This is a genomic window from Chryseobacterium sp. MA9, assembly GCF_024399315.1.
In the GTDB taxonomy this organism is placed as follows: Bacteria; Bacteroidota; Bacteroidia; order Flavobacteriales; family Weeksellaceae; genus Chryseobacterium.
Genome location: NZ_CP075170.1, coordinates 737,295 through 754,393 on the forward strand (window position 1 = coordinate 737,295; position 17,099 = coordinate 754,393).

General features: G+C 35.6%; 11 protein-coding genes and 1 tRNA gene. 9 read left to right on the plus strand and 3 right to left on the minus strand.

All coding sequences use genetic code 11. The features are described from left to right. Nucleotides 1-146: 146 nt before the first annotated feature. The 4 genes from KIK00_RS03335 to KIK00_RS03350 all read left to right on the plus strand — a co-directional run bounded on the left by KIK00_RS03335 (nucleotide 147) and on the right by KIK00_RS03350 (nucleotide 6,558). Nucleotides 147-959: a FecR family protein gene (locus KIK00_RS03335; RefSeq protein WP_255815136.1), complete on the plus strand. Its 813-nt coding sequence runs from the start codon at nucleotides 147-149 to the stop codon at nucleotides 957-959. Between the two features lie 71 nt (nucleotides 960-1,030). Further along, entirely contained in the window at nucleotides 1,031-4,255 is a 3,225-nt protein-coding gene (locus KIK00_RS03340; protein WP_255815137.1) for a SusC/RagA family TonB-linked outer membrane protein, read from the plus strand. Nucleotides 4,256-4,259: 4 nt separating this feature from the next. Beyond that, complete coding sequence (locus KIK00_RS03345; protein WP_255815138.1) at nucleotides 4,260-5,663, plus strand: RagB/SusD family nutrient uptake outer membrane protein; 1,404 nt, start codon at nucleotides 4,260-4,262, stop codon at nucleotides 5,661-5,663. A 16-nt stretch (nucleotides 5,664-5,679) separates the two neighbouring features. Then, nucleotides 5,680-6,558, plus strand: a complete 879-nt coding sequence (locus tag KIK00_RS03350; RefSeq protein WP_255815139.1) for a glycerophosphodiester phosphodiesterase family protein — start codon at nucleotides 5,680-5,682, stop codon at nucleotides 6,556-6,558. Between the two features lie 81 nt (nucleotides 6,559-6,639). Here the strand turns inward: KIK00_RS03350 and KIK00_RS03355 are convergent, their stop codons facing one another. Next, nucleotides 6,640-7,461: an alpha/beta fold hydrolase gene (locus KIK00_RS03355; RefSeq protein WP_255815140.1), complete on the minus strand. Its 822-nt coding sequence runs from the start codon at nucleotides 7,459-7,461 to the stop codon at nucleotides 6,640-6,642. A gap of 301 nt (nucleotides 7,462-7,762) precedes the next feature. Beyond that, the gene (locus tag KIK00_RS03360; protein WP_255816648.1) at nucleotides 7,763-8,551 is read right to left on the minus strand and encodes a PhzF family phenazine biosynthesis protein; all 789 of its coding nucleotides are present in this window, start codon (nucleotides 8,549-8,551) and stop codon (nucleotides 7,763-7,765) included. A gap of 940 nt (nucleotides 8,552-9,491) precedes the next feature. Between KIK00_RS03360 and KIK00_RS03365 the strand changes: the two genes are divergently transcribed. Next, nucleotides 9,492-9,565, plus strand: a tRNA-Ala gene (locus KIK00_RS03365). A gap of 162 nt (nucleotides 9,566-9,727) precedes the next feature. Here KIK00_RS03365 and KIK00_RS03370 read toward each other — a convergent pair. Continuing rightward, the gene (locus tag KIK00_RS03370) at nucleotides 9,728-10,510 is read right to left on the minus strand and encodes an AraC family transcriptional regulator (RefSeq protein ID WP_255815141.1); all 783 of its coding nucleotides are present in this window, start codon (nucleotides 10,508-10,510) and stop codon (nucleotides 9,728-9,730) included. A gap of 326 nt (nucleotides 10,511-10,836) precedes the next feature. Between KIK00_RS03370 and KIK00_RS03375 the strand changes: the two genes are divergently transcribed. The 4 genes from KIK00_RS03375 (at nucleotide 10,837) to KIK00_RS03390 (ending at nucleotide 16,490) form a co-directional block, all read left to right on the plus strand. Continuing rightward, entirely contained in the window at nucleotides 10,837-12,168 is a 1,332-nt protein-coding gene (locus KIK00_RS03375) for a TolC family protein (RefSeq protein WP_255815142.1), read from the plus strand. Between the two features lie 13 nt (nucleotides 12,169-12,181). After that, nucleotides 12,182-13,228, plus strand: a complete 1,047-nt coding sequence (locus tag KIK00_RS03380) for an HlyD family secretion protein (RefSeq protein WP_255815143.1) — start codon at nucleotides 12,182-12,184, stop codon at nucleotides 13,226-13,228. Further along, nucleotides 13,228-14,820, plus strand: coding sequence for an MFS transporter (locus KIK00_RS03385; protein WP_255815144.1), 1,593 nt, complete (start codon nucleotides 13,228-13,230; stop codon nucleotides 14,818-14,820). Before KIK00_RS03380 ends, KIK00_RS03385 begins: the two co-directional genes overlap by 1 nt. A 350-nt stretch (nucleotides 14,821-15,170) precedes the next feature. After that, complete coding sequence (locus KIK00_RS03390) at nucleotides 15,171-16,490, plus strand: aspartate kinase (protein ID WP_255815145.1); 1,320 nt, start codon at nucleotides 15,171-15,173, stop codon at nucleotides 16,488-16,490. Nucleotides 16,491-17,099 lie beyond the last annotated feature (609 nt).

The window sequence follows — 17,099 nt, forward strand, 5'->3', positions numbered from 1 at the left end:
GTTATTCTGAACATTCCAAATTTCTTTCCATAAATCTGGCTTCAGTCAACTTTAGTCCAATATGAACAAATCGTTAAATCAAAAAAATAGAGGTTGACGATTGTATACTTCCTGCGTATTCTCTAATAAAGATCAAACAGGAGCGTATGGATTTCGAAAATCAATGGAAATCAGTTAAAGATGAAAACAGGAAAATGAAAGATTCAGCAGATCAGCGAATCTGGAACGGACTTGAAAATAAAATCCGATCAAGAAACAATGCAAAAAGGTTTTTATGGGCAGCAGCTCTTCTTTTACCTTTATTTACACTGATTACTTTATTTTCCACTGGGAATGAAATGAAATCTTCGGAACATCAGCAAATGGTTTTCAGAGCAGAAAAGATTCAAAAAGAATTTACATTATCTGATGGAAGTATCATTACACTGGAACCTGAAAGTGAATTGAGACTGACTGAAGATTTCGGAAAGAAGACCAGAAATGTTTCTTTTAAAGGAAAAGCGTTTTTCAGTGTTGCTAAAAATAAAGCATTGCCCTTTATTATTGATGCCAATGGATTTAAAGTAAAAGTATTGGGAACAAAATTTTTGCTTGATCAGAGATCCGTAGATAAAAAAGTCTATCTGAAAGAAGGAAAAGTGAAAATTGATTACAATGGTCATACAACTTACCTTTTACCCAAAGAAACATGGTTAGCTGATAAAGGTGGAGTAGAGAAGCATTTCTACGATCAGGATGTAGAAAGAACATTTGATTTTAATGAAATGAAATTCGGGCAGGCGGTTTCCCAACTGGAGAAGACGTACAATATCTCTATAACTTATCCTCAGCATTACAAAGAGAATATTATAGATGGAGATATCACCGGAGACCTTAATAAAGTCATTAAAACAATAGGATTTCCATTTAATCTTTCTGCAAGAAAACAATCAGAAAATCACATCATTTTAGAAAAATAATGCACCAGTAATTGGGGTTACCGATGCATTGAAAATAAATCAGTCAAATAACAACTAATTTCAGCAAAGCTATGAAAAAAACAACAATTAGCATGATGTTGTTGGGTCTTTTGTGTGCGCCACAGTTTACCTACGCAGAGGCTAACAAATGTTTTCAACAGTCCGTTATTCAGCGGAGAACGCCTTTGATTACAATCTTTGAAAAACTTTCAAAAGAGCATGGCGTAAAATTCTTTTATTCAGTTTCAGACCTGAAAAATATCCAGGTGGATGAATCTCAGGTTAACTATCAGTCGTTATCAGCATCTTTGGACTATCTGAAAAAGAATATCGGTCTGGATTTTAATGTAGATCAAAAAACGGTGACGGTTCGTCTCAATGCAAGAGCAATGGCAAAAATTCAGAGAACCAATGCTCAACAGTCTGCAGAGTATTTAAATCCAATTAAAGACACTGTAAAATCCAGAGAAAAGAACATTGATGAGGTTGTTTTGGTCGGTTATGGGAAGCAGAGCAAGAAAAACAATTCGGGTTCTATTTCTTCTATTGATGAGAAACAGATGAAAGGGGTAGCTTCCAGTAATTTTGGAGACATTATCGCCGGAAAAGCAACAGGAGTTCAGATCACTCAGGCCAATGCAACGCCGGGAGGTTCACCATCAATAAGAGTGAGAGGCATTGGAACGTTGACAGCAGGATCCAATCCTCTGATTGTTGTAGACGGACTTCCCTTAACTGAAGGTTCCAACCTGAATGCCATTGATCCTAATTCCATTGCCAAAATTGATATTTTAAAGGATGCCGCTTCTGCCGCAATCTACGGTTCCAGAGGAGCAAACGGAGTAATTATCATAGAAACAAAGCAGGGAAAAAAGGGGAGAATGGCTGTTTCTTTCGATTCTTACTACGGAATGCAAATGAGAAGTGATAATGTGAAACTGGTCAACGCTTATGATATGGCCACTTTTCTGAAGGAAGCCAGAGATAACAATTATCTTTCTAAAGGCAGCAACAGAAGTATTTCTGATAATAACGCCACAAGAATAAGCAAAGGAGCCTCTTTAAGAGAATTAATTCCTGATTATTTGGCGCCTTACCTTGCAAAACAGCCGGGATTAACAGATACTGACTGGCTGAATACCGTGATGAAGCCAGCACCTATCAGCCAGACCTCACTGAATATTACCGGAGGAAGCGATAAGAGCAAATATGCTTTTACTATGAGCTATTTTAAACAAAAGGGATTGGTTATCGGGACAGATTACGAAAAATTTTCCACAAGCATCAACCTTTCGACAGAGCTTACAGACAGATGGAAAGTGGGAGTAACCATGACTCCGTCTTATGCAACGGGGACGATCAATGCGGCAGAAAACTCAAGAAGCTACAATCCTTTGCAGATGGCTACGGCAATGTATCCTTTCTTTAAACCTTACAATGATGACGGAAGTCTTGCTATTTCCCAGCAGATCTTAGGAAATACACCAACTGACGGAGCTTTGGTAGAAAATCCCGTTGCCGTTCAGGATATGACCAACAGAAAATATACTTTATTTAAAACATTCGGAAATATTTTCACTGAGCTTGAATTGTTGAAAGGTCTGAAATACAGATTATCTGTAGGTGGAGATTATTCAAATTACGAATACAATTTCTTCGATCCTTCTACAGTAGGAGCTTACAGAGCGGCAGCTCCGGATGTTACTTTTGCCAACAGAACAGAATATATCCGCAAAAATTATTTAATTGAAAACTTACTTTCATTTGATCAAAAGTGGGGCTCTCACCGGGTGGATGCTATTGCAGGACAGTCTTTTCAGCAGGAAGATAATACGCAGCTTTTAACCGAAGCCACAGCATTTCCTGATAACAGTATCCGAAATATTGCGGGCGGAACTTCATTTAAAAATACATTAACACAATACAAATGGAGGCTGTTCTCTTATTTCTCCAGGGTTAATTACACCTTTGACAATAAGTATAACCTGATGGCTTCTTATCGTAGAGATGGTTCTTCACGTTTCGGAAAAAATTCTAAATGGGGAAATTTCTATGCATTTTCTGCAGGATGGACAATCAGTAACGAAAATTTCTTTCCTGAAAATACAATTGTGACTGATTTGAAGCTTAGATACAGCCTGGGAAGCAACGGAAATAATCAGATTCCTAATTTCGGAGCACTTTCACTGATGAATCCTGATAATTATAACTTTGGGGGAACTTTAGTACCTGGATATACAACGGCAACAGCTCCCAATCCGAATATTTCCTGGGAAAAGTCCAGATCAAACAACTTCGGAATCGATTTTTCTTTGTTTAAAAATGTACTGAACATTTCTGCAGATTATTATATCCTCAACAGAGATGGTTTGCTATTGGATGTTCCCGTTCCGCAGCAATCTGGTTTCAGTACTTCACTTCAAAATATTGGTAAAATCAAAAATTCCGGTTTTGAATTACAGATTGCGTCAAAAACTTTTACCATCGCTAAAGACTTTACCTATTCGGGAAGCTTTAATTTTTCAACCAACAAAAATGAAGTATTAGCACTGGCAAACGGCCAGAACCAGATCATCACGGGAGAAAATAACTTCTCTGTAACCAAAGTAGGCGGCTCTATTGGTGAAATGTATGGCTACAATATCCTTGGAATCTATAAAACTCAGGAACAGATCAAAAATTCACCACATATTACCGGAACAATGGTCGGAGATTATATTATGGAAGATCTGAATGGCGACGGGAAAATTGATGTCAACGATAAAAGAAGCTTTGGAAGCGGGGTTCCGAAATACATTCTTGGTTTCAATAATAATTTCAGATACGGACTTTTTGAGCTGAGCTTCTCATTATACAGCGAAATTGGTAAGAAAATCTATAATGCTGATGCTGTAACCACTTTAGAATCAGGAGAAGGCTTCGGAATGGCCTCACAGTATTATTTTGACAATCGTTACAACGCAGTATCCAATCCTGATGGATTTTTCGGGATGCCGAATATGAATTTCTCCAATAACAGAAAAGAGGCCAGAACTTCAAATTTATACTTTAAAAATGCAGATTATGTAAGACTGAGATCGCTTCGCCTGGCTTTTAATTTACCCAAATCTATGCTTGAAAATATCGGGATAGAAAATGCACAGATTTATCTGGTAGGAAATAATCTTTTCACGCTGTCAAAATATAAAGGAATGAACATCGATGCTACTTCAGATAATGTTCTTACGCAAGGCTTTGATCAGGCTTATTATCCGGTAGCTAAAATTTATTCTATGGGCTTTAACCTTAAATTTTAAAATCATGAAAAAAATATTCATTACAATATTCAGCCTTTCAGTGATGTGCTCATGCTCGTCCGATCTTTTGAATGTCAATCCTGAGGCACAGAAAGTTTCATCACAATTTTATACCAATTCCTCTGAAATTGAACAGGGTATTATTTCAGTGTATGGAGCTCTTCAGTATACCGGACAGTATCAGCTGGCTATGCCGGCTTTGGGAGAATTACCTTCAGATAATACTTATGATGAGGTTCCTGCCAATGATTCTTTTACGTATGGTGAATTGGATTTTTTCACGATTCAGCCTAATAACAGCCTTATTGCAAGCGCGTGGAAGGACCATTATATAGGCATTCAGCAGGCAAATATTATTCTGACGAGGATTGGAAAAATTCCTGATATGACGGATGCTCTGAAGAATACAAGGATTGGCGAAATGAAATTTCTGCGTGCGTTGATGTATTTTAATCTGGTGCGAATTTATGGTGATGTTCCGTTGGTTTTAAAAGAAACTACGAATGTTAACGATTATTTCGGGCAGTCAAGAACTCCTGCTGCAGAGGTGTATTCAGCCATAGAAAAGGATTTGAAAGAAGCTATTGACCTTTTACCGGTAACAACTACGCAAAAGGGGAGAGTGACTAAAGGAGCAGCGTTGGGAATTATGGGTAAAGTGCTTCTGACACAGAAGAAATTCACTGAATCATTGACTTATTTAAATCAGATTGAATCTTTGGGCTATCAGCTTTTGCCGGATGTCAATAAAATTTTTGATGTCACCAATAAAAATAATGCTGAAATTATTTTTGATGTACAGTTCACCTCAGGATTGAATGGCAATTCGGAGGGAAGTACGGCATTTCAGATGTTCAGTCCTTCCGGATCGGTTTCAGGAGCCAAAGGACACAATCTTCCGACCAAGGAAGTTTACAACCTTTATTCAGCCAGTGATACCAGACGTTCTGCATATATCGGGCTTACTTCAAACGGAATTCCTTTCAGTAAAAAATTAGTGAAAACATCGAATACTATTGCTGATGGAGGAAGCAATTTTGTGGTGCTGAGATTAGCCGATGTTTTTCTGATGATGGCAGAATGTTTTGCCGAACAGAATGACGTTATCAACGCCAATGTATATCTAAATAAAATTAAAACCAGAGCAGGAATTGCTGCTGTCAACCTTTCAACAAAAGATGCTTTGCTTAATGAAATTGACCGTGAAAGAAGGCTGGAATTTGTAGGAGAGGGACACCGTTGGTTTGACCTCGTGAGAACCGGAAAAGCGATCTCGGTAATGACGGATCATTTTAATAATAATCCCGGATACAGTACCGCACAGATCAAACCTCATCATCTTCTGATGCCGGTTCCGCAGGGACAGATCAATACAGACCCTGCTATTAAACAAAATCCAGGATATTAATTAAACATTTGAAATTATGCTAAACAATAAATTATTACCACTGTTTCTTCTTATTTTTTCTTCCCTGTTCATTGCACAGCAAAAGAAAATTTCACTTTCTGATTTTCCTGATAACAAAGTAATGGTGGTAGCTCACCGCGGTGACTGGAGAGAGGCTCCGGAAAATTCGGTGTGGGCCGTGAAAAAAGCCATTGAAAAAGGAGTGGATATGGCTGAAATAGATCTTGCCATGACCAAAGACAGTGTTTTGATCCTGATGCATGATAATACGATCGACAGAACGACAACAGGAAAGGGAAAACCGTCTGATTTTACACTAGCTGAAATCAAGAAACTGCATCTGAGAGACGGGCTGGGAGTGGAGACCCAAATGAGAGTTCCCACATTACAGGAAATCCTAGAAATCACAGACGGTAAAATTCTTCTGAATCTGGATAAAGGTTTTGATTACATAAAACAGGTTTATCCTTTGGTGAAAAAACGAAATATGCTAGATCAGATTTTGTTTAAAGGCCACGAATCTTATGCTGAATTTAACCAGAAATACGGAGATATTAAAAATGATATCCACTATATGCCGATTATCCAGTTGAGCAACAGTGAAGATCTTAAAAAAATTTCAGAATATGTTAAAAACTATAAGATTTATGGTTTTGAATTTACAGTAGGAACAACGGAAAAAAATCTGATTGATTTTAAATCTTTAAGAGAAAAAAAGGTCAAAATCTGGGTCAATTCATTGTGGCCGCATCATAATGCAGGAAATAATGATGATCTGGTTCTGGAAAATGCTGATGTTTATGATTGGTATATTAATAGAGGAGTCAACATTATTCAGACTGACCGCCCGAAAGAACTTATTAATTATCTGAAGCGTAAAAAGCTTTATTATTGATCAGTTTAATTTTTATAATATGACCAAAAACAAAAGGTGGACTATTGCAGCCCACCTTTCTTTATATATAGATATGTTCTGTTAAGACTGGATAAATTCCAAAAGATCTTTATTTATAGTTTCATGTTCTGTGGTTGGCATTCCGTGTGGAAAACCTGGGTAGGTAATCAGTTTACCGTTCTTTAATAATTTCGCTGATTTTATAGCAGAATTTTCAATAGGTACAATCTGATCATCCTCTCCGTGTAATACCAAAACAGGAATATCAACTGCTTTCAAATCTTCTGTGAAATCGGTTTCAGAAAATGCTTTAATACCGTCATAGTGAGCAACAATTCCTCCCATCATTCCCTGTCTCCACCAGTTTCTCTGAATACCGTCTTTGATGTCAGCTCCTTCTCTGTTGTAACCATAGAAAGGAAATGTCAGATCAAAATAAAACTGCTGTCTGTTGTTTAATGTCTGTTCTCTGATGTTGTCAAAAACTTCCATCGGAACTCCATCAGGATTGTTCTCGCTTTTTACCATAACCGGAGGAACAGCACTGATTAATACTGCTTTTTTTGCTCTGCCATTGGCATATTTATGTACATAGCGGATCACCTCACCACCACCTGTAGAATGTCCTATATGAACAACATCTTTCAAATCAAGAAATTCTACAAGTTCCGCAGCATCGGAAGCATATTGCTCAATGGTATGGTTATAGATATTCTGGCTTGAACGGCCGTGGCCTCTTCTGTCATGAGAAATTACTCTGTAACCTTTCTGTAAGAAAAAGATAACCTGTGCATCCCAGTCGTCAGATGATAATGGCCATCCGTGGTGAAACATTAATACAGGTCCTTGTCCTTGGTCTTTGTAAAAAATCTCGGTTCCGTCTTTTAATGTAAGTGTGCTCATAGTTTTAAATTTTTAATGTTAATTATTAATTTATATGATAATTTTTTTGTTGTCTTAATTCTTTAACAAATGTAGGACAGTTTGAGTTCACTGAAATTAAACTAGATTAATTTCGTCCATATTTAATAAAAAATTTTTATTTGATATCTGATCCGTTTTTGTCTGCAACCTTTTGAAGAATCGAAATTTTTTACAGAAAAGGCACTAACCAAAGATAGTTAATGCCTTTTTGTTTGCTGCCAATCTAATACATCGTTCGCCGGAACGAGCTGTTTGACTATTCAGTTTGATCAGGATCATATTATTCTATCCATAGATATCCCATAGAATAAGTTTTGGCTTTACCTGCAACAATAACCCTTTCATTTTTGTTTTCACAATAGAGCTGTCCACCTCTTTCAGACAGCTGACGGGCAAAAAGCGTATCTTTTCCTAATCTTGAAGACCAGAACGGAATGAGCGAGCAGTGTGCAGAGCCGGTTACAGGATCTTCGAGAATAGATGACTGTGGAGTAAAATATCTTGAAACAAAATCACTGTCTGTACCGGCAGCCGTCACAACAAGGCCGCCAGGATCCAGATTGATAAGGTCAAAAACAGATCTTTCAATCTTGATATTTTTGATGTCATCCTCAGAATCATATAGCAGAATATAATCTCTTGATTTGAAAACTTCTTTGGGCTGTATATTCAGCGATCTGGATATAGTGTCTGGAAGAACTGCTGTTTCGGGCATTCTTGAAGGAAAATCCATATAATAAGTGTCATCTTTAACATCAACTATTAATTCACCGCTTTTAGTTTCAAAAATGATTCTATTGCTCTGATAGTTTAAGATTGAAATCAAGCAATGAGCTGTGGCCAGAGTAGCATGTCCGCATAAGTCCATCTCTATTTCAGGTGTAAACCATCTCAGATGAATTGTATTGCCATTGTCAATAAAGAAAGCTGTTTCGGCTACGGCATTTTCGCGGGCTATTTTTAAAAGCAATTCATCAGCTAACCAGGTTTTTAAAGGAACGACACATGCAGGGTTTCCATGGAAAATTTTTTCAGTAAATGCATCTATTTGATATAATTCTAACTTCATGATTGATAAAAATTTCTGTCTGTAACGAAGATACTTTATTTTTCGGACAGCTGTTGATAGATTTATCATTCTGCTGTTTTTTTAATCATTTTTTGAAGTTGGCTTATAAGATGGTAGCGTAGATTATTAATAAATCTTTATTTATTATCATGTATTTAAATTTTTCGAGTTAATAATGGCTTTTTATTAAAAAATTAATAAAACACACAACAAAAAATGTCACTTTTATTTCTTTATTTTTTAATTCCGTCACTGTTATGTACAAATAAAAGTTCCCTTGCAGAAGAAGTTTAACATATTTTAATATAATATTATGATCAGGGTCATAATAATATTACTTGTATTTCACTATGTTTGGAATAATAAAACTAATACATGAAATAAGGATAACATAAAAACTTGTTAAACTAAAAATTAGTAAAGATTATCAAAGATTATGAAGGACTTATTTTCACTAAAAGGAAAGAGGAAGGATCATATTATAAGGTACTTTAAAAAAAAAATGTACCAATTGATCGAAAAGGGTGATTGGATTACTTTTACAATAAAAAAATACTACAAGACAATAACTATTTCCTGTTTGATATGTAATGATTTAGTTACTTTAATTATCGTAAGGACAAAAGTTACTCCATTTTATGAAAAATATACAGTACTGTAGTGTTATAAATGAGGTAATCTGGATATATCGAAATGGATCTATGGAACAAACCTTTCAAAAAAAACTGAGCATCCTAATATTGTGTTCAAATAAATATTTTGTTCGTCGAAACCTTTTATCTTTTTCATTTACTCGTCATAATTAATTTATCCATTCCTAAAGCAAAAGAATTGTTGGATAGATAATCCTTCAAATTTTTATAAAATAAAAACCACAAAACATTTGCATATATTATTTAAATACTTACTTTTGTACCCGCTTCACAATTAATGAAGATACGGGGGATTGGCGCAGTTGGCTAGCGCGTTTGACTGGCAGTCAAAAGGTCACGGGTTCGAATCCCGTATTCTCCACTTGGTGCAACTGATGAAATCTTCAAAATGCACAAAAAAATTGATAAAACCTGCAAAATTTCTAGTTTTGCAGGTTTTTTTATTTCCCAGCTAACAAATTTTTAAATAAACTCATAAAATTTGCAGCAAACTTTTCTGAAAATGTCCTTTCTTATTTATATTTTACAGCATTGCTTTAAATTCAGTGGGACGCATATTGGTCAGCTGGAAAAAAGTATTACTAAAAGCAGATATGTTTGAATATCCAACTTCATAAGCAAGTTCTGTAACCGTTAAGTTGGTATTTTTGATAAGCTCCATCGCCCTGATAATGCGGAGCATTTTGATATATTGGATAAATGATATATGCAGTTTATTTTGAAATAACCTGGTCAGGCTTCTTACACTGAGTCCAAATTTTGAAGCAATATCTTGCAGAGTAAGGGGTTCGCTGATTCTTTTCCTCAGATCAGATGTTATATCATTGAGTCGCTCATCATCTGTGGTAGGAAGCTGGATTGAAAATTTTTGTAAGTTTTCTTTTGGCAATAAACCCCATAATGTTTTTAAAAATTCAAATTCCCAATCTCCCGGGAAAAAATTTCCCTGCCACTTTTCACTGAAAAAAAGCATCTCGGAAAGCAGTCTGCTTACGGGATAAATTCCCAGATTATTATAAAATTCTTCTACATAAGCCTCCGGGAAATAAATATTAATAATATGGAGGTCCTGTGCATTGTACATCAGGTTATGCGGAAAATTCTGCGGAATCCATATATAATGATTGGAAGGAATATAATAATCCCTTTCACTTGTTTGTAGATAAGCAATTCCGCCTAACACCAAAAGCAATTGTCCCTTTTTATGCTGATGGGCGGGCAGACGTTGTTCGGTCTGCTGCCGCATTACTAAAATTGAATTATCATACTGATCTACAATCCTGTTAAGCTCTTCCAGAAAATTCATTTGGCTAAAATAAACAAAATTTGGGCTTATTATATAAAATAAGATGGATGCTCTTAAAATAATTTTGTAAACAAGATATAATAAGATTTTAGTTATAAAAAATTTCTATAACCACATGCGAAAAATAAATAAAGATCCTGGAAAAATGGATTATAATGGAAAATATCCAGCTCAATGCGAGGTGCAGAAAATTAAATTCATTTTCAATTCAATGTATTTAAATCCTTTCATTCCTATAACTGATTTAACATTTATAGTAGATGAACTGAGAGCAGTCATAAAATACTGGAAACAAAGAAATCAACAACAGTTTAATAGGCCTTCACATGAAACATTCTAACTTGATAGCTTCGTTAAGTATGATAGCTGTTCTTTGTTCTCAACAGGTAGAATCACAAATTTCGGATAGTACAGAGCTACTGACACTTGAAAAGATTTGGAATATTTCAGCACTCCATAACAGACAGTTGAAGTTATCAGACCTGAGCCGGAAAGAAAGTCGACTAGGTACTGATGAAGCAAAAAATAGACTCTTACCCGAGCTTTCTGTCGGGGGAGACTTTAGACTCAATTCAAAATTTCTTGTTTACGAAAATGGCTTGTTTTCCTCCCCGCAAAATGTAAACGTTTCCCATTACGGATATAGTGCAGGATATCATTTAAATCTGAATCTGTACAGTGGGGGTAAAGAAACAAGAAATATTAAAATGAAGCAGGAAGAAGAACTGGTAAAACAGTATGAGTTTGACCTGCAGAAGAATAATATAAAATATAATGCTGCGGTTGCCTACTATGATCTTTACAAATTTTTGCATTTTCGGACGTTTATTTCGGCTGAAATTTCGGCAGAGAAAAAACAGTTTACCCTTGTAGAAAATTTATATAAGAATGGTGTGATAATGAAAAGTGATGTGTTAAGAATATCGGTTAAATTATCACAGATGGAGCTGAACCTTTCTGACATTGAAAAGAAAATAGATCTTGCAAGACAGCGGCTCAATATATTGATGGGCCGTGAAAGCAACATACCTTTTGATATATCATATCAGGATATTTTTGAACCTGAAACCATAACCGAAGCCCATCCTGATTATATTGATATTGCTCTGAACAACTCTCCGCAATATAAAATTGCTTATAGTAATATTATATTGAGTGAATTGAATATCAGGCAGACAAAGGCAGATTTACAGCCAAAAGTTTCTTTGTATTCGAAGTACAATTATACCTTTCCCCAGATTTCTTTCTATCCTTATTCTAATGATTTGTGGGGATTCGGCCAGACAGGAATTCAGGTACAGTTCTCTATTGACAATCTTTATAAAAGCCGGCATTCCATTGCCCGTGCCCAAAATATATATGAGCAGCAGAAGGAAAAAGCCAGCATACAAAAAGATGAAATCACGTTTCGGGTTAACGAGGCATATTTACAGGAGCAACAGGCGTTTGAGAGTGTGGAAATGGCTGAGAAAAATATCAAAAAAAGCTCGGAAACAGTTAGGGTAATCAGAAATAGTTATCTGAATCAGGAATCACTGTTAACAGATTTGCTGGATGCTGAAAATATCCTTCTTGAAGCAAAATTCAATCTGATCACTGCTCAGGCTGAACTAAAACTAAGCCATATCAGATTATTGGCCATTACAGGAATACTTTAATGAATTTAACAATATGAATAAAAATAAAACAGATAAAACAGTTGTAGTAATAACCCAATGGTTGGGGAATGCATTATTGGCTGCATTAGTGATATGGGGAAGTATTTACATCTGGAAAGGATACCATTATCAGCATACTAATGATGCGCAGATTGATGCTTATCTGTCACCAGTAAATGTGAAAGTAGGAGGATACATAAGCAAAATTTATTATAAAGATAACCAGAAGTTTAAAAAAGGAGATACCCTGGTCATAATCGAACTGGATGAATACGGAATGAAAAGAGATGCAGCACTGGCAGAATTAATGAGTTCAAGAGCTAAACAGCCGATCCTCACAGCCAATGAAGAAACACAGACCAAAAGCATTGATGTTATCAGAGCACAGCTTTCTGGTGTCTGGGCGAAACTGGTGCAACAGCAGCGAGAGTATCAGCGCTATAAAAATCTGCTGGCTGATGAATCAACAACACAGCAAAAGTTTGATCATGTAACAGCCTCACTGGCTATTAATCAGTCCGATTACCTACAGACGAAAGCCGAATTACGGGTTGCCGAATCTAAACTTAATGATATCAGAGCACAACGCGCTGCAATAGATGCGGAAATAAAAATTAAAGAAGCTTTATTGAAAAGACAGATGCTGGATATCAAATATACCGTTATTACGGCTCCGTTTGATGGACAGATTGGCAAAAAGACAATTCAGGAAGGACAGCTGGTGCAGCCTGGACAAACGCTTGCTTTTATGGTAAATAGCTCAGAGGCGAAATGGGTAATTGCCAATTTTAAAGAAACACAGATTAGTAATTTTAAGCCGGGGCAGAAAGTATTGGTTGAAGTAGATGCTTTTCCAGGTGAAAAATTGAATGGAACTATAGAATCTCTTTCTCCGACCACTGGCTCCCGTTATTCGATTCTGCCGCCTGATAATGCCACAGGTAACTTTGTAAAGATTACACAGCGAATTCCGGTCCGGATAAAACTGACCGATAGTCCAGGAAAGTTAACTCGCTTTTCTGCAGGAATGAACGCCAATGTTGATGTTATAAATGACTAATGATGCAAGCACATAGAATTCCTGTTTTTAAAAATTGGGTATCCGAATGGGTAGCACGATCAGTGATATTTACCATATTGATGACCTGCCTTTATAGCTTTGCCTTATATACCAATCCGGCAACAATAATGGGTTTTTACGGAGTGGAATCTACGGATATTCAATATGCTATGGTTGTTATTTATGGATCTACGGTGGCTTTTCTGGCTTTGGATTTTCGTATTGTGAAGTACTTTTCTCCTCGTAAATATCTTCTGACGGCACTTGCTGTGAATGCGTTGTGTTCACTGATCTGTTTCTATACCAGGAATTGGATGATCTTCATAGTGGTCCAGTTCATTCAGGGAATTACCTGCGCTCTGATGTCCGGAATTGTATTGAACATGATATTTCCACGTTTAGAATCTGCACGGGCAAGGGTAATAGGATACACCGTACTTTATGGCGGTATACAGATTTCAGTTCCTCTATATTCAATTTATTACAGCATAGTGCTTTATTTTTTTGATTTCAACTGGTTGTTTTACGGATTAATTGTACTGCTGGTAATCTTAACGGGTATGGTGATGGTTACAATGAATGGGAAAGCAAGGTTTCATAAAAAAATTCCGCTTTATCAGGTAGACTGGATAGGTTATCTTTTCTATATAACTTTTATTCTCATATTAGGATACATTTTGGTATACGGGAGACAGCTGGGGTGGCTGGACAGTCCTTTGATAGCTTTTTTAAGTCTGTTTAACGTATTGGTTCTTTTTATTTTTATAAGCAGGGAACTCAAATTAAAACGTCCGTTAATTAACCTTCATATTTTTAAAACGAGGAATTTTGTTATTGGTCTATTGCTGCTTTTTACTTTTTACATTTTTAAAGGAAGTACCGGGCTTGCTTATGGATATCTGGAAATCATTCTGGGAAATGACCCTCTCAGTACAATTCCCATATGGATGGCGGTAATTGCAGGAACCGTGATTGGAATGTTTGTAATTTCCCGCTTTATTCTTATGGGTTATAACCTGATAAAGATCATTATTGCAGGTTTTGGAATCATGGCTTTGTTTTATGTCTATATGTTGCTCTTTGTAACCGTTCAGGGGGAGACATGTGATTTTATTCCCGCTTTGTTTATCTATGGTTTTGCAACAGGAGTGCTATTTGTTCCAATTGTATCTTTTACCATTTCTGCGGCTCCCCCAAACATTGCTGCCAATGCATCACTGGTTGGTATTCTCGCAAGGTTTACCGGTTTTACGACAAGCTTAGCACTTAATAATGAACTTCAGTTATATACTAAAGGTGCAGCCACAGAGAAAATACGTGAAAATGTGAATGAAACAAATCCCCAGCTTTCCATTACTCTGGAGAATACTTATCAGATGTATATGAATGCTGGGAATGATATTTATACTGCAAAGAATTCTTCTGCCGGATATCTGAACAGTCTGGTAAAAGAACAGGTATTGGTAAGTGCTACCCGTGATTATTATAACCTGATGCTTGCTGGGGTGTTATGCGTTATTATAATTGTTTTGCTGCTGCCATATGTTCAGCGGGTAGTACTTAAACTGAAGAAAGGGCAGGTTCCTTACTAGAAGCTTAATGGATGTGTTTTATTTGTTTTTAGTTCTTTTTTATCAGCAAATTTAAAATCCTGTTTGAAATATGATTAGAATCCAAGCAGACTAAAATCATATTCTTGATCAGACAATATTCTTTTTAATTTTTTTGATAAGCTTTTATATCTGTATTTTTTTTACCAAAAAATTGTATATTTGCCCAGCAAAAAAGAAAATGATATTATCTAACTTAAAAAAAGGAAAGAAACAGTACTTACGTCGAACGTCGTGAGTCATTTTCCTATTGGTTAGAAACTAAATACACAGGAGCTTGTCATCACGACAAGCTCTTTTTTTTTGAAAAAATTTTAACAATTTAATTTATTATGAAAGTATTGAAATTTGGTGGGACTTCGGTAGGAAGCCCGGAAAGGATTGAACAGTTATTACCCATTATCAGATCTCAGGCTTCGGACAAACATCTGGTTGTTTTATCAGCCGTTTCCGGTACCACAAATGATTTGGTGAAATTATCGGAGCTGTATGAGAACAAAGATATTGAAGGAGCTTACAAACATATTGATGTACTATATGAAAAATATAAAAAATTTGTAAATGAATTATTTAAGACTGAAGGAGGGATTCTGGAAGCTTTATCTTTTATTGGTAAAATTTTTGATCTTTTTTATCAGTTCAAAAATAAAAACTTCACTTCCAGTGCGGAACGTATTATTCTTGCACAAGGTGAAATTATTTCAACAACTCTGTTTCACTTATATTTAAAGGAAAAAGAAATATCGTCTGTATTACTATCAGCGTTAGACTTTATGTTGATTGACGAAGATAAAGAACCCGATATTGACTACATCAGAAAACAGGCGGGTCTTGAAATTGCAAAATATCAGGAAGAAACCCTATTTATTACTCAAGGATATATATGCAGAAATGCTCAAGGTGAAATTGATAATCTGCAAAGGGGAGGCTCTGATTACACAGCTTCATTACTGGGAGCAGCATTGCAGGTAGAAGAAATCCAAATCTGGACGGATATTGATGGATTCCATAATAATGATCCGAGATATGTTCAGAATACAAAATCTATTGCCAGACTCAGTTTTGATGAAGCGGCAGAACTATCATACTTTGGAGCCAAAATCCTCCATCCACAAAGCGTTTTCCCTGCAAGAAAATATAATGTTCCTGTAAGATTATTAGATACAATGAATCCTGCTGCTGCCGGAACGTTGATCTCAGGAGAAACAACCAATCAAAATCAGATTGTAGCAATTGCCGCTAAGGATGGGATCACGGCAATTCGTATTCAATCTTCCCGTATGCTGATGGCTTATGGCTTTTTGAGAAAGGTTTTTGAAATTTTTGAACGGTATAAAACACCTATAGATATGATTACTACTTCTGAAGTAGCGGTATCGCTTACAATTGACCAAACGGATAATCTTTCTGAAATTATAAGAGAATTGAACTCCTTTTCAGCAGTTGAAATTGACAGTGAACAGTCGATCATATGCATTGTAGGAGACTTCAGAAAAAATAATCATGGATATGCAACCATTGTCTCGGAAGCGTTAAAACATATTCCAATACGAATGATTTCCTATGGAGGAAGTGAGAATAATATTTCATTATTAGTTCCATCTGTATACAAGGTAGAGGCCTTAAGATCCCTGCATAACAGATTGTTTTAGAAAAAAATAAATCTATATTAGAACAGAAGTTATAGAGAAAAACCGCTTTTAAAGGCGGTTTTATTTATTAGAATTGTAGTCTATTTATTTTAAATTTCTGAAAGAGCACTAATGGCTAAAATACAAGTCCTCGAGAAAACCGTATCCGCTTTTCTTTTCTTCTCCGGCTTCTTTCGGAAAGTTCTGAATATTTCCTTTAAGTGCTATCAACTGTTCCTGAAATCAATATTATGAAGGGTAATAATTTTGGTCTATAAATTCATTGTTTCGCAAAACTTTAGTTCCAGAGAAGTAAAATTGGTAAAATAAAGTGGTTATTTATATGGTTTTTAACAATGAAAAGTGTGCTTTTTACATTTTTTTTTCAAGCAAAATGAAAAAAAAATTGATTCTTCTTATCATAATATTTATTCTGAAAATTAAATTTTTTTTTTGTGCTGATTGATATTGCAATTAATTGTGAATTCATGTCTTATGAAATAAGTAAGTGTAAAACTAATGATAACCTTATCATAATTTTTATACAATTGATATCATTAAAATTCGATATGTAATGTATTGATAAGCAGTAGATAGTGGAGGATTTATTTTTTTTATTCAGATGAATTT

Bases quoted from the DNA above. Each gene is read 5' to 3' on its own strand.
- KIK00_RS03335 (WP_255815136.1), top strand. From the start codon at position 147: ATGGATTTCGAAAATCAATGGAAATCAGTTAAAGATGAAAACAGGAAA.
- KIK00_RS03340 (WP_255815137.1), top strand. From the start codon at position 1,031: ATGAAAAAAACAACAATTAGCATGATGTTGTTGGGTCTTTTGTGTGCG.
- KIK00_RS03345 (WP_255815138.1), top strand. From the start codon at position 4,260: ATGAAAAAAATATTCATTACAATATTCAGCCTTTCAGTGATGTGCTCA.
- KIK00_RS03350 (WP_255815139.1), top strand. From the start codon at position 5,680: ATGCTAAACAATAAATTATTACCACTGTTTCTTCTTATTTTTTCTTCC.
- KIK00_RS03355 (WP_255815140.1), bottom strand. From the start codon at position 7,461: ATGAGCACACTTACATTAAAAGACGGAACCGAGATTTTTTACAAAGAC.
- KIK00_RS03360 (WP_255816648.1), bottom strand. From the start codon at position 8,551: ATGAAGTTAGAATTATATCAAATAGATGCATTTACTGAAAAAATTTTC.
- KIK00_RS03370 (WP_255815141.1), bottom strand. From the start codon at position 10,510: ATGAATTTTCTGGAAGAGCTTAACAGGATTGTAGATCAGTATGATAAT.
- KIK00_RS03375 (WP_255815142.1), top strand. From the start codon at position 10,837: ATGAAACATTCTAACTTGATAGCTTCGTTAAGTATGATAGCTGTTCTT.
- KIK00_RS03380 (WP_255815143.1), top strand. From the start codon at position 12,182: ATGAATAAAAATAAAACAGATAAAACAGTTGTAGTAATAACCCAATGG.
- KIK00_RS03385 (WP_255815144.1), top strand. From the start codon at position 13,228: ATGATGCAAGCACATAGAATTCCTGTTTTTAAAAATTGGGTATCCGAA.
- KIK00_RS03390 (WP_255815145.1), top strand. From the start codon at position 15,171: ATGAAAGTATTGAAATTTGGTGGGACTTCGGTAGGAAGCCCGGAAAGG.